This is a genomic window from Anoxybacteroides rupiense (assembly GCF_014196195.1).
Classification (GTDB): Bacteria; Bacillota; Bacilli; order Bacillales; family Anoxybacillaceae; genus Anoxybacteroides; species Anoxybacteroides rupiense.
Window position 1 is genome coordinate 394905 of the sequence record NZ_JACIDF010000001.1, and the last position, 22581, is coordinate 417485.

Below are 22581 nucleotides of genomic sequence, written 5' to 3' on the forward strand. Positions count from 1 at the left end.
AAAGTCACTTGACATTATTATAACTGATGGCAGATTTTAAATACAAGCTAATTTGTTCGTCACCATTCATGGGAATAAAAACGGCCAATCCGCCCATACAGCGAATTGGCCACTTTGCTCTGAATACATCTTCCCCACCTACACTCTGTTTAAAGACGGGAAGTTTCTTAAGCAGATATAGTGAACTACCCGCCACCTGCGCTTCGCTTAGAGGAGGGGGCTTTAAGCGACTTGTGCGTGTTCGCTGAACGGTAAGCCACACACAAGAACCCTTTACGCTTCCCTTCGTTCCGAAGGGGTCCGTTCGAACAATAGAGTATCCTATCCAGTGGCGATTGCCAACTGAAATTCATCTCCCCCCTACTCACTGGGCTGTCGCCTTCACGTTCCTTGAGGATGGGAGACTTCTTTTGGAAAGCTGTTAAATATTCTGGAGCAAGCCCATCAGTTCGTTCCGCTCTTGCTCTGTTAATGGAACAAGCGGCAGGCGGACAGAACCGACATCCAGACCTTTCAGCTGCAGCGCCGTTTTAACTGGAACAGGGCTTGGCGCCGCGAATAGCCCTTTCATAATTGGAAGCAACGTTTGATGCAGCTTGGCTGCCTTGCTATGGTCACCAGCTTCGAATGCCGAAATCATTTGCTGCATCTCATGACCAATAACATGAGAGGCAACAGACACGACACCAGCACCTCCAATGGCCATCACCGGAAGCGTCAGTCCATCATCACCGCTATACAGCAAAAACTCTTCCTTTGTACGTGCCATAACCTCAGCCATCGCATCAAGGTTGCCACTTGCATCCTTAAGAGCCACAACATTTGGAATCTCTGCTAACCGAACAAGCGTATCAACCGAAATATTAACAACGGAACGACCTGGAATGTTATATACCATGATAGGTAGGCTCGTGCTTTCCGCGATCGCTTTAAAATGCTGGTAAAGTCCCTCTTGATTCGGCTTATTATAATATGGAGCCACAATCATAATGGCGTCGACACCAACCGCTTCAGCTTTTCTTGTCAGCTCAATGGATGCGCGCGTATTATTGCTTCCCGTTCCTGCAATGACGGGAACACGGCCATTAACCACAGAAACAACATGGCGGAACAGGGCGACTTTCTCCTCAGTTGTCAGCGTCGGAGATTCTCCCGTCGTCCCTGCCACAACAAGAGAATCGGTGCCATTTTCAAGCAAGTATTGAATCAACTGAGTCGTTTTATCAAAGTCAATGTTTCCTTTGCGATCAAATGGTGTCACCATCGCTGTGACAACTTTTCCAAATGAAACCAATATTTTCACTCCTCATCATCATATTTCATCGGTTCGGCTTCCGAAAGATGAAAAGCGTCATGAAGCGCATTAACGGCTTTCTTTAAATCTTCTTCCTTAACCAACACCCAAATCGTTGTATGGCTGTCAGCCGATTGCAAAATTTGAATTCCTTTTTCAGAAAGGGCGGTCACAATCTTCGCTGTAACCCCTGGCACCCCAGCGATTCCTGCACCAACGGTCGACACCTTTGCGCACCCTCTTGTTACAGAAGGTTCATAGCCAATCTTCCGCAATGCTGAAATCGCGCGATCGGTCATGTCACCAGCTACTGTGTATACCACGCCATTCGGTGATATATTAATAAAATCGACGCTAATTCCTTCGTTTGCCATTGCACTAAACACATCAGACTGGAGCTCGTAATGCCCTTCTTTTGCTTGCACCTTGATTTGTGTCACGTTCGCAACATGAGCGATTCCCGTTACAAGACGCTCTCTAACATCGCTTCCTTTATTCGGCTTTACGCTGGATGTAACAAGCGTTCCTAAAGAATCTGAATAGGTTGAGCGCACCCGCAGCGGAACTTTCGCCTGCATGGCAATCTCCACGGCGCGAGGGTGAATGACTTTCGCCCCTTGATAGGCCATATTGCAAATTTCTGTATATGTGACAATATCAAGCGGACGAGCGTTTTCCACGATGCGTGGATCAGCTGTCATCACTCCTTCGACATCGGTAAAAATATCAACCCATTCAGCATTAAGGGCCGCTCCTAAGGCCGCAGCTGATGTATCGCTGCCGCCGCGGCCAAGCGTTGTTATGTCGCCGTCTTTGGTAGCTCCTTGAAAGCCGGCAACAACGGCGACATCATATTCTTCTAAAGCCTTCAACAGGCGGTCGCAACGCATTTCAATAATTTTGGCATTTGTATAATCATGATTTGTACAAAACCCTGCCTGAGCCCCTGTAAAAGCAGTGGCTTTGATGTCGTGCTTGTTAAGCAGGTTGGTAAAGACGACGCTAGAAATGATCTCTCCGCAAGCCATCAGCAAATCCTGCTCTCGCTTATTGACATGTGTATGGCTGCCATCGATTAAGCTTAGCAGCGTATCGGTTGCATATGGCTCTCCTTTTCGCCCCATCGCCGACACGACAACCACTACCTTGTATCCTTCGTCAAGGGCTCTTGCAATATGCTTGCGCGCCCAGTCACGCCCATGTTCATCGCGAACCGATGTGCCACCAAACTTTTGTACAATAATTTTCATGCTAACACCTCGATGCTTCTCCGCTCTTTATTTAACAAGTCCTAGCTTTAAGAGGCTTTCTGCAATTTGGACGGAATTCCACGCCGCCCCCTTTAATAAATTATCAGATACGATCCATAAATGGAAGCCATGATCGCGGTCTAAGTCTTTGCGAATGCGTCCGACAAATACTTCGCTTTTGCCTTCGCAATCCGCCGGCATCGGATACAACTGCTCGCTTGGATCATCCTGCAAAACGATACCCGGAGCCTCTTTAAGCACATGCTTGATCTCTTCAGCGCTGACGGCGTCTTTTTCCACTTCGATATAAACAGACTCAGAGTGTCCTGTTATCACTGGAATACGCACGCATGTTGCAGCTACCTCCAGTTCAGGCATATGCATGATTTTTTTCGTTTCATTTATCATTTTTATTTCCTCAAACGTAAAGCCGTTGTCTTGAAATTTATCAATCTGCGGAATCGCGTTAAATGCCATTTGATAATGCTTGCGATCTGATTTTACAGGCAGAATTTCCGGTGTAAATGAGGCCCCCTCAAGAATCGCTTTCGCCTGTGACTTTAATTCCGTGATCGCTTGTGCTCCTGCACCAGAAACAGCTTGATAGGTAGAGACGATGACTTTTTTAAGCCCAAACGCTTGACGGATTGGCTCAAGCGCCACCACCATTTGAATCGTCGAGCAATTTGGATTGGCGATAATGCCATTATGCCATTTTAGATCTTCTTCATTTACTTCCGGCACAACAAGCGGCACATTCTCATCCATGCGGAATGCGCTTGTATTATCGACGACAATAGCACCGCGCTTCACAGCTTCTGGAGCGAGGGCCTTTGACACCGCACCACCAGCGCTGAACAGTGCGATATCAACTGTTTCAAAGCTTTCCGGTTTTGCCGCTTGCACTTCAATTTCCTGACCTTTAAACATGACTTTTTTTCCTGCCGAACGTTCCGATGATAACAGCGTTAATGTACCAATCGGGAAATTTCGTTTTTCTAATGTTTGAATCATTTGTTGGCCCACTGCGCCAGTAGCTCCGACCACTGCTACATGCAAATTTTTTTGTTCCATTCATTCATTCTCCTTCCAACTAGTCAATAAGCTGCATCCATTTCGATAGTTTTTATTTTAACATATTCATCTTTAAAGGAGAGAAACTTTTTATTTATATGCATAAATTTTCTTTTTATTGATTATTTATTAATCTGCATCACGATATTTTTCAATGATCACTGGCTGTAGCTGTTTTCCTTCAAGTGCAGCAACCACTGTATCACGCAACAGCGACATTTTAGCCACCATCGAATTCGGCTTCGTATATGGTGCATCTTGGCCAAATGGAATAAAATAGATGTTTTTGGCTGCCATAAGTCGCATTAAATTGACTCCATTTAATCCTAGGGCATCATTCGTTGAAATCCCCACTACAACCGGACGATGATTCCTCATTGTTGCCTTGGCGGCCATCAACACGGGAGAATCCGTCAATGCATTAGCGAGCTTGCTCATAGAGTTGCCTGTTAACGGGGCAATGACCATACAATCAAGAGGAATTTTGGGGCCGAGTGGCTCCGCTTTAACAATGGTATCAATCACTTTGTTCCCTGTTATCTCTTCTAGCTTTTTTACCCACTCCTCCCCTTCTCCGAATCTTGTATCTGTTGTTTTCACCGTGTAAGTAATAATTGGCAACACTTCTGCCCCTTCTTTTACAAGTTTTTCAATTTCCGGTATGACAGCATCATATGTGCAATGAGAGCCCGTTAAACCAAAGCCGATGCGCTTTCCTTTTACACTCATTTATTTTTTCTCCTTTCGTTTCGTTAAATCATTTAATAATAGCTGTGATAAAACATTTGCCAGAATTTGTCCTGCCGTTTTCGGGGCGACTACACCTGGCAATCCCGGTGCCAATAACGCCTTAATTCCTCGTTTTTCAGCATAACGAAAATCCGTTCCCCCAGGCTTTGAGGCTAAATCGACAATGAGTGTATGGGCGGGCATTTTCGATATGACACTGGCGGTCACAATCATCGTCGGAATCGTGTTAATGCATATATCGATATCCTGCACTGCCTTTTCAATATCTTGCAACTGGAACGGTTCAAACCCCATTTCACTTATTCGTGCAAGATGCTCGCTTCGTCGTGCGCCTACTTTCACTTTCGCTCCTAATGCAGCGAATGTGCGGGCAACGGTCATGCCAACTCTCCCCAATCCTAAAACGGCGACGCGTGAACCGTGAATCGTAAAATCTGTATGCTGAATCACAATCATAATCGTCCCTTCAGCGGTGGGAATGGAATTGTAAATCGCCACATCATCCCGCTCAAACAACTGCACATACTTTCGCTGAGTTGCTTCCATAAGTTCATCTAAGTAGCTATTACTGATCCCGGTATAAACGGTACAATGTTTCGGGGTTTGTAAGAGAAGCTCCTCTGTAATAAAAATCGGTTCATTGGAAAAAATGGTATTGACTTTTCCATCTAAACCTGTGCCATGAACAGGCAAAATGATTGCATCTAAATCAGAAACATCGATTTCATCAATCGACGTTTTCGTAGCACCAGTAAAGCTATGGGCAAGCTGATCAAAGCCAATAAGGGATAATTTTGCATCCAATTCTGTTAATTTGCGAATCACTTCTAGCTGCCTCGCATCTCCGCCAATGACAGCTACGTGCATCCCTGTCAGCATCATGCATTTTCACCTTCTTTATAAAAACTCATATTGATTGACAATGCCTCTTTCACATCTTATGTAAAAGATAAAAATAGGTGAATAGAGCAAATAATAAAGGAGCATGGCGAGAATTCGCCCTGCTCCTTTTCGTCATTTTCCATTTAACAGCGTAATCCAGTGTAGCTTATAATCAATTCCATTGGTTGTGTCAACAATTCCTCGCAAATGAGCAGGTAAAGAGTCCGCGATGACGGCCAGTGCACGATCATGATGTAACATGACTAATACAAGTTACGGACTTGTTTTCAGCCGTCAAAAAGGGCCCTTGCTCTTGAGGCTAGTGGATTTCTATCATTGGCAAATAAATCTTATGCCTAAATCATGAATCATTTATATATAGTGGTGTTTCTTCTCATTGATTGAACTATTTTCGTTTTTTATTGATGCCGATTTTTTATCCGAACCTCTATAAATCGTCATGCACATCATGATTCATCGGGAAAATCAATGATAATCATGTCTGTGCCAATTTTTCTAATATAGTTCCAAGGAACCCGAATCTCATTGCCTTCTTTTCGAAATCCAAACCACTTTCCTGTTGGAATTAATAACGCTTGAATGTGCCCTGTTTGCTCATTAATTTCAAGATCTGTCTGCCCAAGCACCCCTAATCGTTCCGCCCTTCTGACATCAACAATTTCCTTTCCGCTTAGCTCGCTTAGCCTCATTGCCTATGCACTCCTTTTTCATGCCTTTTTATCATTGTAAGTTGTCATTCATAAAAAAATGCCTGCAATTGATTTTTGCAGGCATTTTTATTAGCTTTGCAGCGCCGCTGGCAGTTGTCCACTTGGGCTGATTAACGCCACTGCATAATCTTCGCTGAAAATTTTCTGTGCCATCTCATTAACATCATCTGCGCTGACTTGATTAATCTCCTCAATAATTTCATCAAGCGAGCGATGGCGGCCAAGGAGAAGTTCGTTTTTACCATTGCGGCTCATTCGGCTGTTTGTGCTTTCCAAGCTAAGCATTAAGCTTCCTTTCATTTGCTCTTTGCTATTTTGCAACTCCTTTGCCGTAATTCCATCTTCTTTCAGCTTCCGAACCGTCTCTTGAATCGTTTCAAAAAGAACATCTAATTGGCTGCTTCCCGTTCCGCCATAAATCGCTAAAAGCCCGCCGTCTTCGTAGGAAGAGTGGTAGGAGAAAACAGAATAGGCCAAGCCGCGCTGTTCACGCACTTCTTGGAAGAGGCGGCTGCTCATGCTCCCCCCTAAAATATTATTAAGAATAATTAAGCTATAAATATCAGAATGGCCAATTGGCAAGCCATTAAACCCGATGCATAAGTGAGCCTGCTCCGTCTCCTTTTGGCGAGCTAATTTCTGCGGATGGAACGTCGGCACAAGTGGACGTTCAGTGCGCTGCTTCGCTGTAAACGTACCGAAATATGCTTCGATTTCTTGGATAAAGCTCTCTTTCACATTTCCTGCTACAGAAATAACGATTCTGTCAGGAGTATAGTAATCGGCCATGTACTTGCGCAAGGAATCGCCTGTAAATGTGCGCAAGGCTTGTTCCGTTCCTAAAATCGGATAGCCAAGCGGATGAGAAGCATAGCATGCTTTGCTTAATAAATCATGTACTATATCATCTGGCGTGTCTTCATACATTTTAATTTCCTCAAGCACGACATTCCGCTCTTTTTGCAGCTCTTCGTCGACAAAAGTGGAATGGAAAAACATATCAGCAAGCATATCAAGGGCAAACTGAGCATGCTCATCTAAGACCTTTGCGTAATAGCACGTATACTCTTTTGAAGTAAATGCGTTGACCTGTCCCCCAATGCTGTCAAACGCTTCAGCAATTTCCCGCGCTGTGTGCGTTTTGGTCCCTTTAAAAAACATATGTTCTAAAAAATGGGAAATCCCATTGCTTTGTTCACATTCATTGCGAGAGCCCGTTCCAATCCATATGCCAATCGCAACTGAACGCACTGTTGGAATTTGTTCTAGTACAATACGTACCCCATTTTGGCATGTGTACTTGTTAATCAAATCAGCGTTCCTCCTATTTTTGTACAATTCTTTTTTCATCTAGCAGCATTGATACGTTACCAATTTCATATTTTTGTTTAATGGCTTTAATGAGCGGTTCTAAGGCCTCTGCTGTTGATAATGTTGGATGCATTAAAATGATGGCGCCAGGATGAAGTTTAGATGTTACCCGTTCCACTATAACAGATGGCGATGGTTTTTGCCAATCAATTGTATCAACACTCCACATAATGGTTCCCATCTTTAAATCGTGGGCAATTTTTACGACATCATCTCGATAACTTCCGCTTGGAGGAGCAAACCATTTGCATTTTACCCCTGTCGTTGCTTCTATAACCTCGTTTGTTTTTTTCAGCTCTCGGCGAATCGCCTCATTGCTCATAGTTTTTAAATCAGGATGGCTATACGAATGATTGCCGATCTCCTGACCCGCATCTGCAATCATTTTTGCCATATCCGGATAATTTTTTACCCAACGCCCTTCAAGAAAAAAGGTCGCCTGAACGTTATATTTTTTCAAAACCTCTAGCATTTTAGGGATATATTCATTTCCCCATGCGACATTCACCAAGAAGGTAACCATCGGTTTTTCTGGATGGCCGCGATAAATAGCTTCAGGCGGTAAATCCTTTAAGTGTACCTTCGGAGAAATTTGTTCGTATACAAGCTTGCGTTTGTCGAAAGTACCATCCTTTTTCATGTTCTGATAAGAAGCTTCCACATTCACTTTTAACCCATTATACCCAGGAATCGCCTTCCAGACTCGATCAATTACAGCATCTTGCGGAGGGATTTCATACCGCTTTGCCTTCGTTTGAATTTCCATATAAAGCTTATCCCGCATTTTTGCTACTTCTGTGCTACCTGCTTTTAACGAATTCATATATTGATTGACAGACGGCTGGCTGGCAATGCCCCACGCAAATAAAAAAGCAGCTATCAGCCAAACTACGTAGCGCTTATAAATCGCTCATCCCCCCCCTCTTTTTTTATTACAAATATGTCGAGAGAGGACAAGATAGAACTGATTATAAACAACAAAGAAGCCTGAGGCTGGTCCTGAGGCTCCCTTATTGATTCTGCTTCTCCTTTTGTTCACGTAATACCGCTTTTCTCGACAAGTTGACCCTGCCTTGCTTATCGATTTCTGTAACCTTCACTAAAACTTCATCGCCGATGGAGACGACATCTTCTACTTTGCCAACGCGTTCCTCAGCCAGCTCAGAAATATGGACAAGACCGTCTTTGCCGCTAAATAATTCGACGAATGCACCAAATTTTTCAATGCGTTTCACTTTTCCTAAATAAATTTGTCCCACTTCTACTTCGCGCACGATATCCTCAATAATTTTCTTCGCTTTCTGATTCATTTCTTCGTTCACTGAAGAAATAAAGATGGTTCCGTCTTGTTCAATATCGATCTTAACTCCTGTTTCTTCGATAATTTTATTAATTTGCTTGCCGCTTGGTCCAATGACATCGCGGATTTTATCAGGATTGATCTGCATGGTTAAAATTTTTGGTGCATATTTAGAAAGCTCTTTTCTTGGCTCGCTGATGGTTTGCATCATATGTTTTAAAATGTCCATGCGGCCTTTTTTCGCCTGTTGTAAGGCTTCTTCTAAAATTTCACGCGATAATCCTTTAATTTTAATATCCATTTGCAGAGCGGTTACACCTTTTTCCGTTCCCGCCACTTTGAAGTCCATATCGCCAAGATGGTCTTCCATACCTTGGATATCTGTTAAAATGGTATAATGATCGCCGCTTTTGACAAGTCCCATCGCAATACCTGCCACTGGCGCTTTAATCGGTACCCCTGCATCCATCATTGCCAATGTGCTAGCACAAATACTGGCTTGAGAGGTAGAACCGTTCGATTCCAAGACCTCTGAAACAAGGCGAATCGTATATGGAAACTCTTTTTCAGACGGGATCACTGGCTCTAACGCCCGTTCTCCTAAAGCTCCATGTCCGATTTCACGGCGCCCCGGACTGCGTATCGCTCCCGTTTCCCCGACAGAAAATGGCGGAAAATTATAGTGATGCATAAATCGTTTGGTCTCTTCAATGCCGAGCCCGTCTAAAATTTGCACATCGCCAAGCGCGCCTAAAGTGCAAACACTTAACGCCTGTGTTTGTCCACGCGTAAACAGTCCCGAACCATGCGTGCGAGGCAAGAGCCCTACTGCTGAAGAAAGCGGGCGAATTTCATCAATTTTCCGGCCATCCGGACGAATTTTTTCTTCTGTAATGAGACGGCGTACTTCTTCTTTAACAAGCTTATGTAAAATTTCATTGGCTTGTTTTAATGTTTCTTCATCGGCCTCTTGCTCTTCATATTTGGCAATTACTCCCGCCTTTACTTCATCAATTGCTGCTTCGCGGGCAAGTTTTTCCGGAACCTGAACAGCCCGTTTAATTTCCGCCTCGGCAAGCGCGCGGATATCGGCCTCCAGCTGGGAATCTAGCTCATATAATGCAACTTCCATTTTTTCTTTGCCGATTTGTGCCGTAATCTCTTCTTGAAAAGCAATCAGCCGTTTAATTTCTTCATGGCCGAACATGATCGCTTCCAGCATCACTTCTTCCGGAACCTCGTCAGCTCCCGCTTCAACCATGTTAATCGCATCTTTTGTTCCAGCCACAACAAGGTGAATGTCACTTTTTTCTGTTTGTTCAACAGACGGATTAATTACAAAGTTTCCATCGACACGACCAACCGTGACGCCGGCAATCGGTCCTTCAAACGGAATATCCGAAACCATCAACGCCAGCGAAGATCCAAACATGGCAGCCATTTCTGGAGAGCAGTCTTGATCAACGCTCATCACCATTGAGACAATTTGCACTTCGTTACGAAACCCTTCCGCAAATAACGGACGAATCGGACGATCGATCAGCCTGCTTGCCAAAATCGCTTTTTCGCTTGGGCGACCTTCACGCTTAATAAATCCTCCCGGAATTTTTCCGACTGCGTAGAGGCGTTCTTCATAATTCACGGTTAACGGAAAGAAGTCTACACTTTTTGCTTCTTTCGATGCGGTCGCTGTGCTTAATACGACGGTATCACCGTAACGAACAAGCACAGCACCGTTTGCTTGTTTTGCTAATTGACCTATTTCCACGACAAGCGGCCGCCCCGCCCAATCTATGGAAAATACTTGTTTTTCTTGCTCCATACAGATGAGTACTCCTCTCTATGTACAAATCAAAATAAATGATTCCTCTTTAATAGTATGAACGAATAACTATCCCGTTATCAACAACCTTTATATAACTAGCAAAAAAGCGGGAATGCTCCCGCTTTTTCCTTATCGACGTAATCCAAGTTTGTTAATTAGTTCACGATAACGCGTAACATCTTTATTACGTAAATACGTAAGCAGGTTACGGCGCTTACCGACCATTTTCAACAGTCCGCGACGTGAATGATGGTCTTTTTTATGAACGCGTAAATGTTCATTCAAGTTGTTGATTTGCTCAGTAAGGATAGCAATTTGTACCTCTGGAGAACCAGTGTCTGTTTCATGAATTTTGTACTGGGTAATAATTTCATTTTTGCGCTCTTGCGTTAATGCCATCCTTGTTCACCTCCTCATTATGAAACCCCAATTACCTAGCAAGCGCCGGTGATACGCTCTGCCAAGCAATGGTTATTTTACATACCTTTATTAGAATACATCTTTTCGCGGTAAAATGCAAGTATTTTCCTTGATTTTTCGAAAATAATCTTCCGCTCTTTCCTTATCTCGTTCGATTTGTTCTACTAATTGTTCCACACTTGCAAATTTTTGCTCACTCCGCAACCGCTTATGCCACTCAATTGTGACTGTTTCTCCATAAATCTCTCTGGAAAAATGAAAAATGTGGACTTCGATGCTAGGCCTTCCTTGGCGGTCACGATGGAATGTTGGTTTGTATCCTACATTGCAAACCCCTGCAAATGTTTCGTTTCCTATCCTCACTTTCACCGCATAAACCCCTAGCGCCGGCAAAAGATAATCATCTTCCGGTTCAATGTTTGCGGTTGGAAAACCAATCGTTCTTCCCCGCTTTTCGCCATCAATCACCGTTCCTTCGATCGTATAAAAACGGCCAAGCAGTTCAGGAAGCTGCTGAACTTCTCCGTCTTTTAAAAGGCGGCGAATATAGGTGGAGCTAATCTTTTCCCCGTTTCGGGTTAGCTTTGGAATCACTGTATGGGCAAATTGCTCCCGAGAATGAAAAGGGATCGTCTCCATCGTCCCTTTTCCCAGCCGTCCATACGTAAAATCGAAGCCTGCTACGACATGTTTCACGTGAAAATCAATAATGTACTCGTCAACAAATTGCTGTGGAAGCAGTTCAGCAAATGAAGGTGTAAATTCTACGATGTATAAATAATCTACACCTAGACGAGCCATTTGCCGTTCTTTTTCCTTCAAGGGAGTAATCAGCTGTACGTGCTGCTCTTTTTTTCCTAGCACGATGGAGGGATGCGGATGGAACGTCATCACAGCACTTTTATATCCGTTTTCCGCCGCTAAATGAACAGCTGTTCGAATGACCTCTTGATGCCCAAGATGAACACCATCAAAATAACCTAAAGCCATCACCGTTGGCGGAAAATCTTCTCTTTTTTGATAATGGGGATATGTGATGAATCGTGTTTCCATGCTTGTTCTTCACCTTCTGCCTTTCGCTCTCTTGCTCAGTGAAACACTTTGAGCGGTTTAATCATTTGCGGTTTAGCCGGATGCTTGCAGTAAAGGGCGAGCGCTTGATTTTGCTCGTCTACCATAAGCACTGGCTCATCTACCGATTGCAGCCTGTCGGGAAGCGGTAAAACCGCACCGTTTTTTACTTTCTCTGCTACTTTATCATTAATTTGATATTTCGGCAAATGAAAAAGCGCTTTTTCGATAGGCAACAGCAGTTTATCGATACGTCCAGCGGCTAGTTGCTTTTCAATTTCCGCAAATGTCACACATTGTTCTAATAAAAATGGTCCGGAAGCAACCCGCACTAAATGGGACATGTGAGCCGGATATCCGAGCCGTTCCCCGATCATTACGGCCAGCGTACGGACATACGTTCCTTTGCTGCATGTGACACGGAAACGAAACGAAACCGCATCTCCGGAAAATGTATCTTTTTCGTCCAATAAGACAAGTTCTTGAATGGTGATAATGCGCGTCGGCCGCTCCACTTCCATTCCCGCCCGCGCATATTCGTACAATTTTTTTCCGTTTACCTTCACAGCGGAATACATGGGCGGCGTTTGCTTAATCGTTCCTGTCAGCTGTTGAAAAACATCTTCAATTTCCGGACGACGAATCAGACGATCCACTTTTTTGACAGCTATGATTTCACCAGAAGCATCCTCTGTTGTCGTCGCTGTCCCTAACGTAACTTCTCCCTCATATGTTTTTTGATCCGCAGTCAAAAATTCGGCAATTCTTGTTGCTTTGCCGATGCAAATAGGCAGCACGCCAGACACATCCGGATCTAGCGTACCTGTATGTCCTACCTTTTTGACCTGCAAAAGTCGGCGAATCCGAAAAACACAATCGTGTGATGTCATTCCCGCTGGTTTATGTAATAAAAGCACCCCGTCCATTTTTGCCACCTCTTTTTTGCACATAATGAAAATGGATAGACCGCGCGTCTATCCATTATTTCTCATCGTTATTTTCTTGAGAAATTTCCCGAATTAACGATTCAATGCGGTTGCCATAATCGATTGATTCGTCAATTTCAAAATAAATTTCCGGTGTTTTCCGCAAACGAATGCGCTGGCCGATTTCCGAGCGAATAAAGCCCTTTGCTTTCGCTAGCCCTTTTAGCGTATTTTGGCGCTGCTCTTCATCGCCAAGCACGCTAATATATACCTTGGCCTGCTGTAAATCGCCCGTCACGCGCACATCTGTTACGGTTACAAAACCGATGCGCGGATCTTTAAGTTTGCGACCGATAATATCGCTCAACTCTTTTTTCATTTGTTCACCAATACGCGTAGCCCGCAAACTCATTTTTATCACCTCGACTAAAGCCAATCAAATGTTGTAACCGTCCGTTCAATTTCTGGAAATGAATCGATCAATTGCAGCGCGAAACGAAGCTCTCTTTCAGTTGCGGATCGGTCAGCTGTAATCGCTACAATCCCAAGCTTCGTTCGCTGCCATAAATCTTGGTAATCGATTTCGGCTACTGATATATTATATTTTTGCTTGAGCCGTGTGATTATTCGTTGCAACACGGCTCTTTTTTCTTTTAGTGATTGGGCATCGTAAATGACGCACTCGCATTGGAGGTAACCAATCATTTCCGTTCGACTTCCTGCATCACATAGGCTTCGATAACATCGCCTTCTTTTATGTCGTTGAAGTTTTTAATCGTAACCCCGCACTCATATCCTTGTGCAACTTCTTTCACATCATCTTTGAAGCGCTTAAGCGTATCAATTTGCCCTTCGTATACGACAACGCCTTGACGAATGAGACGAACGCTGCTATCGCGCGTGATTTTGCCGTCCGTGACATAACATCCTGCAATCGTCCCCACTTTTGATACTTTGAACGTTTGACGAACTTCCGCTTGACCGATGACTTTTTCTTCATATTCCGGATCAAGCATTCCTTTCATCGCTGCTTCAATCTCTTCAATTACTTTGTAAATAATGCGGTGCAAGCGAATATCCACTTTTTCCGATTCCGCTACCCGTTTTGCATTTGCATCAGGACGAACGTTAAAGCCAATCACGATAGCATTGGACGCCGAAGCAAGCATAATATCATATTCCGTAACGGCCCCAACGCCTGAATGAATGATTTTCACGCGAACGCCTTCGATATCAATTTTTTGCAACGCAGCCACTAACGCTTCAACAGATCCTTGAACATCTGCTTTTACAATGATATTGAGCTCTTTCATTTCCCCTTGCTTGATTTTCTCAAACAAATCATCTAAGCTGACGCGGGTTTTAGAGCTTCGCTGTTCAAGTAATTGTTTTTGCGCCCTTGCTTCTCCCACTTGTCGCGCTTTTTTCTCATCTTCAAATACCATAAAGCGATCGCCCGCTTGCGGCACTTCATTTAAGCCTGTAATCTCCACTGGAGTGGAAGGACCTGCCTCCTTTACACGGCGGCCGACATCATTGGTCATCGCCCGTACACGTCCATATGTGTTTCCGACCACAATCGGATCGCCGATATGCAGCGTACCTGTTTGCACGAGCAACGTGGCAACAGGACCTCTTCCTTTATCAAGCTTAGCCTCAACCACTGTTCCGATCGCCCGGCGTTTTGGATTTGCTTTTAGCTCCTCCATTTCGCTAACAAGCAAAATCATTTCCAATAAATTATCGATTCCTTCGCCAGTTAAAGCAGACAGCTTACAATAAATTGTATCGCCGCCCCATTCTTCCGGCACAAGATTGTATTCCACCAGCTCCTGCATGACGCGATCTGGATTAGCCGTCGGCTTGTCGACTTTATTAACCGCTACGATGATTGGCACGTTTGCCGCTTTCGCGTGGTTAATCGCTTCGACCGTTTGCGGCATCACGCCATCGTCTGCAGCCACGACAAGAATAACGATGTCTGTCACTTGCGCTCCCCGTGCGCGCATCGTGGTAAAGGCTTCGTGGCCAGGAGTATCTAGAAACGTAATCTTTTTATTATTGACGAGCACTTGGTATGCTCCGATATGCTGCGTAATGCCGCCCGCTTCCTGCTCTGTTACTTTTGAGTTGCGAATCGAATCAAGAAGCGTCGTTTTTCCGTGGTCAACGTGCCCCATAATCGTCACGACCGGCGGACGCTCTACTAGATCAGCTGGATCGTCGACAATTTCCAATGATTCAAAATCCGTTTCGTCAATCACAATTTTCTCTTCAACTTCTACACCGTAATCGGAACAAATTAATTCGATCGCATCTTTATCTAGGTCTTGGTTAATAGTTGCCATAATTCCAAGCATAAACAGCTTTTTAATGATTTCTGACGGCTCTCTTCCTAACTTTTTCGCTAATTCAGCAACGGTTAAAGAACCTTCAAATGTAATTTTTTGCGGAAGCTCTTTTTCTTTTTTCTTTTGCACCTCTTGTTGAGGAGCTTCATAGCTTTTTTGTTTTTTATTTTTTTTATGTGTAAACACCTTTTTCTCCTGTTGCTGGCTTTGTAAATCATGCTTTTTGCTTTCTTTGTTTTTCACGACTGCCTTTTTAATTGGCACTTTCTTTGCCACGGCTTCTTCGTCATCAAAATCGCGAATGGTCCCTTTTGGCTTCACCGCTACATTTTGCGTTTCTTTTGCCGCGTTTTTTTGTTTTTCTTCATTTTTCTTATACGTATGGTTCAATTTTTCAACCACTTCTGGCTCCAGTGTAGCCATATGATTTGAAACTTCAATATTCATTTCTTTCAATTTATGAATGATGTCTTTGCTAGAAACGTTATTTTGTTTTGCGTACTCATATACACGCATTTTAGACATAGATTCACCCCCACAATGATACGTCGAACATCGTCATTAACTTTTTTGCAAACCCTTCGTCGATGACGGCGACGACTACACGAGCGTCCTTGCCAATCGCCCTTCCAAGCTCATAGCGATCAGTCGCTTGGCATAAAGGAACCTCATATGATGTGCATTTGTCTTGAATTTTTTTTCTTGTATTAGCGGCAGCATCTTCTGATAAAATGACAAGTTTCGCTCTTCCGCTACGAATCTCTTTGACAACCAGCTCTTCGCCAGAAACAATTTTACGAGCTCGGTTTGCTAATCCAAGCAATGATGTCCATTGTTTATTGCCCATTCTTTGCTTCATTCTCCCTTTCTGCTAGTTCAAGCAGCTCATCATACAAAGACTCCGCAATTTCTGCTTTCAAATGATGGGCTAAAACATTTTTCTTTTTCGCAAGTAAAATGCATTCCTTTTCCAACGTGATATAGGCTCCCCGTCCCGCTTTTTTGCCGGTCGGGTCAATGGAAACGTCCCCTTCCTTTGAGCGGACAATGCGGATCATTTGTTTTTTTGGCTTCATTTCTCCAGTCACAATACATTTGCGCATCGGAATTTTTTTTTGAACCGCCATATTTGCTCACCTCTCACTCGATTTCTTCTTTTGGTAAATCGAATGTTTGGTCATGCTCATCTTCATTATTTAATGGTGTGTCAAAAGAATCAAGCGAACGGTTCGGAACGTATGCGATCCCTAACTGCTCTGCTTCTGATTCGCTTTTAATGTCGATTTTCCAATTCGTCAATTTAGCGGCTAAACGAGCGTTTTGCCCACGCTTGCCGATTGCCAAAGACAGCTGATAATCAGGGACAATAACAGTTGTTGCCCGTTCTTCTTCATTGACGATGACACTAAGCACTTTCGCTGGGCTTAACGCATTAGCCACAAATTCTACTGGATCTTCAGACCAGCGGACAATATCAATTTTTTCACCTTTAAGCTCGTCGACCACCGCTTGGACACGCTGTCCTTTTGGTCCCACGCATGCTCCAACAGGATCGACTTCTGGCTGATCAGAATGCACGGAAATTTTAGAACGGTCCCCCGCTTCTCTAGCGATTGATTTGATCTCAACCGTTCCGTCATAAATTTCTGGCACTTCAAGCTCAAACAAGCGCTTAAGAAGGCCTGGATGTGTGCGAGATACAAAAATTTGCGGCCCTTTTGTTGTTTTTTCAACTTTTGTAATATATACCTTTAAACGGTCGTGAGGACGGTAAGTTTCATTTGGCATTTGCTCGCTTGCCGGAAGCAATGCTTCAACCTTCCCTAAGCTCACATAAGCAAAGCGAGGATCCACACGCTGAACAATTCCAGTCATAATATCTTCTTCACGATCCATAAACTCGGAATAGATCACTCCGCGCTCTGCTTCGCGTACCCGCTGGGTTACGACTTGCTTCGCTGTTTGGGCAGCGATGCGGCCAAAATCCTTTGGCGTCACTTCTATTTCGACAATATCCCCGACTTGGTAGTTCGGGTTGATGCTTCGCGCTTCATCGATGGAAATTTCTAAACGAGAATCATATACTTCCTCTACGACCTCTTTGCGTGCAAACACTCGAATAGATCCTGTATCCATATTAAAATCGACGCGCACATTTTGCGCCTGTCCGAAGTTGCGCTTATATGCGGAAATAATCGCCGCTTCAATCGCTTCGACTAACACTTCTTGGCTAATGCCTTTTTCTTTTACAAGAGCCGCCAAAGCATCCAATAGTTGCGTATTCATGAAACGAAAATCCCCCTTTACATTTAGCTGCACATTAGAAAAAGATGACGGCAAGCCTTGCGTTGGCAATTTTTTCATACGGGATATCGATCGTTTTTGTCCGCGTCTTTTGTTTCACCGTTATGGTGGCTGTCTCGCCATCAAAAGCAGTAAGTTCGCCTTCGAATTCCTTTTCTCCTTCAATCGGTTCATATGTTTTTATATAGACATTTTTTCCGACAGCCTTCGCAAAATCAGCGGCTTTTTTTAACGGACGTTCCGCTCCCGGAGATGACACTTCCAGGAAATAATTGTATGGAATCGGGTCAACCTCGTCTAGTTTTTCGCTCAGTTTCTCACTAACGATCCCGCATTGTTCAATATCAATTCCCTGTTCTGAATCAATAAACACACGCAAAAACCAATTTTTCCCCTCTTTTACGTACTCAATATCCACTAATTCGAGGTTCATGTCGTTAAGAATTGGTGTTACTAATTCTCCCACCACTTCTGTAACTTTTTTGCTCATTTTGTCCCTCCTAAACCGAAAAATCCTTCACTCGCCGTCCTAAGAACGCCATTCACTTTATCGACAGGAAGCTATAATCAATACGAAAGAGTGGGTTTCCCCACTCTTTTCTTACCTCTTATCTTTGCCATTTCCCCTAAAACTATAACATATTGGAAAATGTTTTGCAACCGATGACTAGAATAAGGAAAGTTGGTTATGGTCAGGCAAAGAGTCGAGACAACCGCGGCTCTCTAAATATTCAAGAATCGTTTTCGATACTTTTCCGCGTTGCTGTAAATCTTCTTTTGAGAGAAATTCGCCCTCTTCTCGAGCTCGCACAATACTCAAGGCCACGTTAGTCCCAAGACCTGGGATCGTATTAAATGGCGGGACTAGCGAGTTTCCATCAATGACAAATTCAGCTGCTTGCGAACGATACAGATCAATGTTTTGAAATGAAAAACCGCGCTCACACATTTCCAAAGCAATTTCTAGTACAGTCAGCAAGCTTTTTTCTTTAGCAGATGCATCGAGACCTTTCGCATTAATTTCCTCAATACGCTTGCGAATGGCAGCAGAACCTTTGACCATGACATCAAGATCGAAATCCTCTGCGCGGACTGTAAAATACGATGCATAATAGAGCAGCGGATGATGGACTTTAAAATAGGCAATCCTTACCGCCATTAGCACGTATGCAGCAGCATGCGCCTTCGGAAACATGTATTTGATTTTTTTGCACGATTCGATATACCATTCTGGCACATCGTGTTTACGCATTTCTTCTTCAAATTCTGGCGTTAATCCTTTTCCTTTGCGGACGGATTCCATAATTTTGAACGCTAGCGACGGCTCCAGCCCTCGATAAATCAAATAAACCATAATGTCATCACGGCAGCCAATCACTTCTGATAACGTACAGATGCCATTATGAATCAATTCTTGCGCATTACCAAGCCAAACATCTGTCCCATGAGACAGCCCCGATATTTGAACGAGCTCAGAGAATGTTTTTGGTTTCGTCTCCTCAAGCATTTGCCGCACAAAACGGGTGCCGAATTCCGGAATGCCTAATGTTCCGACATTGCACATAATTTGCTCCGGTGTCACTCCAAGCGATTCTGTTCCGCTAAAAATTTTCATGACTTCCGGATCGTCCGTTGGAATCGTTTTGGGATCAATGCCGCTTAAATCTTGAAGCATCCGAATCACGGTCGGATCATCGTGCCCGAGAATATCGAGTTTTAATAAGTTATCATGGATAGAGTGAAAGTCAAAATGTGTAGTCCGCCACTCCGAGCTTGTATCATCAGCTGGATACTGTATCGGAGTAAAGTCATAAATATCCATATAGTCAGGAACAACGATAATTCCGCCCGGATGCTGTCCTGTTGTACGCTTCACCCCTGTGCATCCCGCAGCAAGCCGATCCACCTCAGCGCCCCTTAGCGTTAAATTACGATCGCTTGCATATCCTTTGACAAATCCGTAGGCTGTTTTATCTGCCACCGTACCAATCGTTCCCGCGCGATATACATTATCCTCTCCAAACAGCACTTTTGTATAGTTGTGGGCGCGCGGCTGATACTCACCGGAAAAATTCAAATCGATGTCCGGAACTTTATCCCCTTTAAATCCAAGGAATGTTTCAAACGGGATGTCATGTCCGTCCTTTTTGTACTTCGCTCCACATTTTGGACAGTCTTTATCCGGCAAATCAAATCCGGATCCAACGGAACCGTCATTAAAAAACTCTGAGTGCTTGCAGCTTGGACAAACATAATGAGGCGGGAGCGGATTCACTTCCGTAATTTCCGTCATCGTCGCTACAAACGATGAGCCGACTGACCCGCGTGAGCCAACAAGGTAGCCGTCATCTAGAGATTTTTTTACAAGCTTATGAGAAATTAAATAAATAACCGCAAAGCCATGGCCAATAATACTTTTTAATTCTTTTTCCAGCCGCTGCTCAACAATCTCCGGCAGTGGATCTCCATATATGTCTTTCGCCCGGCGATAGCTCATTTCACGAATTTCTTCCTCTGCTCCCTCAATCCGCGGCGTATAAAGCTGGTCCTTAATCGGCTTTACTTCTTCAACAGAGTCGGCGATTTTTTGTGTATTGGTTACGACGATTTCTTTGGCTTTCTCTTCTCCTAAAAACGAAAAGCACTCGAGCATTTCGTTCGTCGTTCGAAAATATACGTCCGGCAATTCGTGACGATTAAGCGGATTCGCCCCAGCTTGCGAGTGAATTAATATTTTGCGGTAAATTTTATCTTCCGGATTCAAGTAATGGACATTTCCTGTAGCCACAACCGGTATGTTCAGCTTCTCCCCTAACGCGACCACTTTGCTAATGACCTCTCGAAGCATCGCTTCATCTTTGACATAATCCATTTCGATCAAAGGTTTATAGACCTCTGGCGGGTGAACCTCAAGAAAATCATAGAATTTTGCGATTTCCTCGACTTCCTCTGGAGCTTTTTGGATCATATTGTCAAACACTTCTCCTTTGTCGCAGCCAGATCCTACTAAAATACCTTCGCGATACTTCTGCAAAACCGAACGCGGAATGCGAGGAACACGATAAAAATACTGGATATGCGCCAGCGAAACAAGCTTAAATAAGTTTTTTAACCCCACATCATTTTGCGCCAAGAGCGTAACATGAAATGGGCGCGGCCGCTGATAAGAAGTTTCCTGTTTTGAATGCAAGTTCAGCTCATCATGATAAACAATGCCTTTGTTATGGGCATCCTTCAGCATTTTCATCAGCAAATGACCCGTCGCTTCAGCGTCGTAAATGGCACGGTGATGCTGTGTCAATTCGATATCGAATTTTTTACAAAGTGTGTTTAAACGGTGATTTTTTAGCTCCGGATATAAAAAGCGGGCCAGCTCCAGTGTGTCAATAACCGGATTGGTTACCTTTTGCAATCCAATTTTGTTCAATCCAACATTTAAAAAACCAATATCAAAACTCGCGTTGTGCGCAACAAGGACGCTGTCTCCCATCCATTCATGAAACTGGCGCAGCACCTCTCCCGCATCAGGAGCGTCCTTTACCATATCATCTGTAATGCCGGTCAGTTCAATCGTTGTTACAGATAGTGGATGGTGAGGGTTCGCAAATGAAGTAAAACGGTCAATAATTTCTCCATCTCTCACCTTTACAGCTGCCAGCTCAATAATGGTATTATAAACGGCCGACAGTCCTGTCGTTTCGACGTCAAATACAACAAACGTATCCTCCAATAGCGGCCGATGCGCTTCATTATAGGCAATCGGCACTCCATCATCGACAATGTTGGCCTCCACCCCGTACAGCACTTTCATTCCGTGCTTTTTCGCAGCGCTATAAGCTTCTGGAAACGACTGAACAACCGCATGATCAGTGACGGCAATCGCAGGATGTCCCCACTTTTTCGCTTGCTCAATCAGTTTCGATACAGATGTGACGGCATCCATTTGGCTCATCGGTGTATGAAGATGGAGTTCAACCCGCTTTTCTCCCTCGTTGGCTGTGTCTTTCCGTTCATTTGGCTTTATCTCATTGACATCATTGGCCAATAATACGAGATCGCGTACAAACGTATCGTTTTGTACACTGCCCCTTACTTTGACCCACATTCCTTTTTTCACTTTTCCCATTACACTAGCATCTTCTTTATCTCGCGAAAACATTTTCACAAGAATAGAGTTGGTATAGTCCGTCATTTTAAATGTCAGCAAGGAACGGCCGCTTTTTAGCTCCTTTACTTCAGCATCAAATATATATCCCTGCACCACAACACGACGTTCTTCTTCCGTAATGCTGTCAAGGGTGCGTACCTCTTCCTCCTTGATGGAGTAGCCGAGCACAAGCGGTCCAGAGCTTTCAGGAGCCGTCTCAGCCGGTGCTTCTTTCTTAGCTGTCATTTCTGTTAATGCCGCTAAGGCTCTTGCCTCATCTTCCTGCTGCTTTTGCGCCAAAAATTGCTCATACTCGCTTTCCGATTGCTTGATGTCCGTCTCGAGCTGCAAAAACGGAAAACCAAACGATTGATATACTTCTGCGATTTTAGCAGCAAACCGGCGCTTCAATGCAATCGCTTCTGCATCATTGCGAGCTGTAACATATAATTTGTTTCCAGTCACAGACGGAAGCTGCTCGTGCAGTAAAGCAAGAAGCGGCGAAGAGATTCCTTGCAGCTGCTCTAAGCAAGTGGACCAATATCCTTGAACATCTTCAGGAGCAAACTGAGAGTCTAGCGTTTGAATCGTATGTTTAACATGGGCAATATGTTGAAATGTCTGAACGAGCTTTGTGCTGAACAGCTGATAAACTTGGTGGGGCAAAATTTTCGGCAGCAAGAAATAAAAATGCCAGCACTTGTTTCCTTTTTCTACAACAAGCTTTTGAATCTCTGCCCCCGAAAAATAGGGAACCATCTCGTCAGCCGTCAAGTCAAGTTGCTGCAATAATACTTGAAACCGTTCTTTTTGTTCGTTCGTTAACATGACGCCGATCGTTTCTCCTCTCTTGTTCAATGAAAGTGAATAGCAGAAGGGCTGCCC

Annotated in this window: 20 protein-coding genes; all 20 read right to left on the reverse strand. The window is 44.0% G+C overall.

Features of this window, described 5'->3' with window-relative positions:
• Positions 1–421: 421 nt before the first annotated feature.
• The gene (gene dapA, locus GGQ95_RS01790) at positions 422–1294 is read right to left on the reverse strand and encodes a 4-hydroxy-tetrahydrodipicolinate synthase (RefSeq protein ID WP_080860391.1); all 873 of its coding nucleotides are present in this window, start codon (positions 1292–1294) and stop codon (positions 422–424) included.
• Positions 1295–1299: 5 nt separating this feature from the next.
• The gene (gene dapG / locus GGQ95_RS01795; protein ID WP_080860393.1) at positions 1300–2544 is read right to left on the reverse strand and encodes an aspartate kinase; all 1245 of its coding nucleotides are present in this window, start codon (positions 2542–2544) and stop codon (positions 1300–1302) included.
• 27 nt (positions 2545–2571) lie between these two features.
• Positions 2572–3618, reverse strand: a complete 1047-nt coding sequence (asd, locus tag GGQ95_RS01800; RefSeq protein WP_044746089.1) for an aspartate-semialdehyde dehydrogenase — start codon at positions 3616–3618, stop codon at positions 2572–2574.
• Between the two features lie 129 nt (positions 3619–3747).
• On the reverse strand, positions 3748–4347 hold the full coding sequence (locus GGQ95_RS01805) for a dipicolinate synthase subunit B (protein WP_044746090.1): 600 nt from the start codon (positions 4345–4347) through the stop codon (positions 3748–3750).
• Positions 4348–5250, reverse strand: a complete 903-nt coding sequence (gene dpaA / locus GGQ95_RS01810; RefSeq protein ID WP_044746091.1) for a dipicolinic acid synthetase subunit A — start codon at positions 5248–5250, stop codon at positions 4348–4350.
• A 467-nt stretch (positions 5251–5717) separates the two neighbouring features.
• Complete coding sequence (locus tag GGQ95_RS01815) at positions 5718–5960, reverse strand: YlmC/YmxH family sporulation protein (protein WP_044746092.1); 243 nt, start codon at positions 5958–5960, stop codon at positions 5718–5720.
• 90 nt (positions 5961–6050) lie between these two features.
• Positions 6051–7292 (reverse strand): M16 family metallopeptidase, encoded by a 1242-nt coding sequence (locus GGQ95_RS01820; protein WP_066147294.1) that lies wholly within the window; start codon positions 7290–7292, stop codon positions 6051–6053.
• A gap of 13 nt (positions 7293–7305) precedes the next feature.
• Positions 7306–8175: a polysaccharide deacetylase family protein gene (locus GGQ95_RS01825; RefSeq protein WP_139788064.1), complete on the reverse strand. Its 870-nt coding sequence runs from the start codon at positions 8173–8175 to the stop codon at positions 7306–7308.
• A 187-nt stretch (positions 8176–8362) separates the two neighbouring features.
• The gene (pnp, locus tag GGQ95_RS01830) at positions 8363–10474 is read right to left on the reverse strand and encodes a polyribonucleotide nucleotidyltransferase (RefSeq protein ID WP_066147290.1); all 2112 of its coding nucleotides are present in this window, start codon (positions 10472–10474) and stop codon (positions 8363–8365) included.
• Positions 10475–10606: 132 nt separating this feature from the next.
• A complete protein-coding gene (gene rpsO / locus GGQ95_RS01835) occupies positions 10607–10876 on the reverse strand; it encodes a 30S ribosomal protein S15 (RefSeq protein ID WP_044746096.1) in 270 nt (89 codons plus the stop codon).
• A gap of 90 nt (positions 10877–10966) precedes the next feature.
• Positions 10967–11950, reverse strand: a complete 984-nt coding sequence (gene ribF / locus GGQ95_RS01840; protein ID WP_044746097.1) for a bifunctional riboflavin kinase/FAD synthetase — start codon at positions 11948–11950, stop codon at positions 10967–10969.
• A 35-nt stretch (positions 11951–11985) separates the two neighbouring features.
• Positions 11986–12894 (reverse strand): tRNA pseudouridine(55) synthase TruB, encoded by a 909-nt coding sequence (gene truB / locus GGQ95_RS01845; RefSeq protein ID WP_183186269.1) that lies wholly within the window; start codon positions 12892–12894, stop codon positions 11986–11988.
• Between the two features lie 55 nt (positions 12895–12949).
• Positions 12950–13306, reverse strand: coding sequence for a 30S ribosome-binding factor RbfA (gene rbfA, locus GGQ95_RS01850; RefSeq protein ID WP_044746099.1), 357 nt, complete (start codon positions 13304–13306; stop codon positions 12950–12952).
• Positions 13307–13320: 14 nt separating this feature from the next.
• A complete protein-coding gene (locus GGQ95_RS01855) occupies positions 13321–13599 on the reverse strand; it encodes a DUF503 domain-containing protein (RefSeq protein ID WP_044746100.1) in 279 nt (92 codons plus the stop codon).
• On the reverse strand, positions 13596–15770 hold the full coding sequence (gene infB / locus GGQ95_RS01860) for a translation initiation factor IF-2 (RefSeq protein WP_066147286.1): 2175 nt from the start codon (positions 15768–15770) through the stop codon (positions 13596–13598). Before infB ends, GGQ95_RS01855 begins: the two co-directional genes overlap by 4 nt.
• Positions 15771–15774: 4 nt before the next feature.
• Positions 15775–16092, reverse strand: coding sequence for a YlxQ family RNA-binding protein (locus GGQ95_RS01865; RefSeq protein ID WP_044746102.1), 318 nt, complete (start codon positions 16090–16092; stop codon positions 15775–15777).
• Complete coding sequence (gene rnpM, locus GGQ95_RS01870) at positions 16082–16372, reverse strand: RNase P modulator RnpM (RefSeq protein WP_044746103.1); 291 nt, start codon at positions 16370–16372, stop codon at positions 16082–16084. The genes GGQ95_RS01865 and rnpM overlap by 11 nt, the downstream gene beginning before the upstream one ends.
• Before the next feature lie 13 nt (positions 16373–16385).
• Positions 16386–17531, reverse strand: a complete 1146-nt coding sequence (gene nusA, locus GGQ95_RS01875; RefSeq protein WP_044746104.1) for a transcription termination factor NusA — start codon at positions 17529–17531, stop codon at positions 16386–16388.
• A 34-nt stretch (positions 17532–17565) separates the two neighbouring features.
• The gene (gene rimP, locus GGQ95_RS01880) at positions 17566–18039 is read right to left on the reverse strand and encodes a ribosome maturation factor RimP (RefSeq protein WP_066147283.1); all 474 of its coding nucleotides are present in this window, start codon (positions 18037–18039) and stop codon (positions 17566–17568) included.
• A gap of 177 nt (positions 18040–18216) precedes the next feature.
• The gene (locus tag GGQ95_RS01885) at positions 18217–22524 is read right to left on the reverse strand and encodes a PolC-type DNA polymerase III (protein WP_183186270.1); all 4308 of its coding nucleotides are present in this window, start codon (positions 22522–22524) and stop codon (positions 18217–18219) included.
• Positions 22525–22581: the final 57 nt, after the last annotated feature.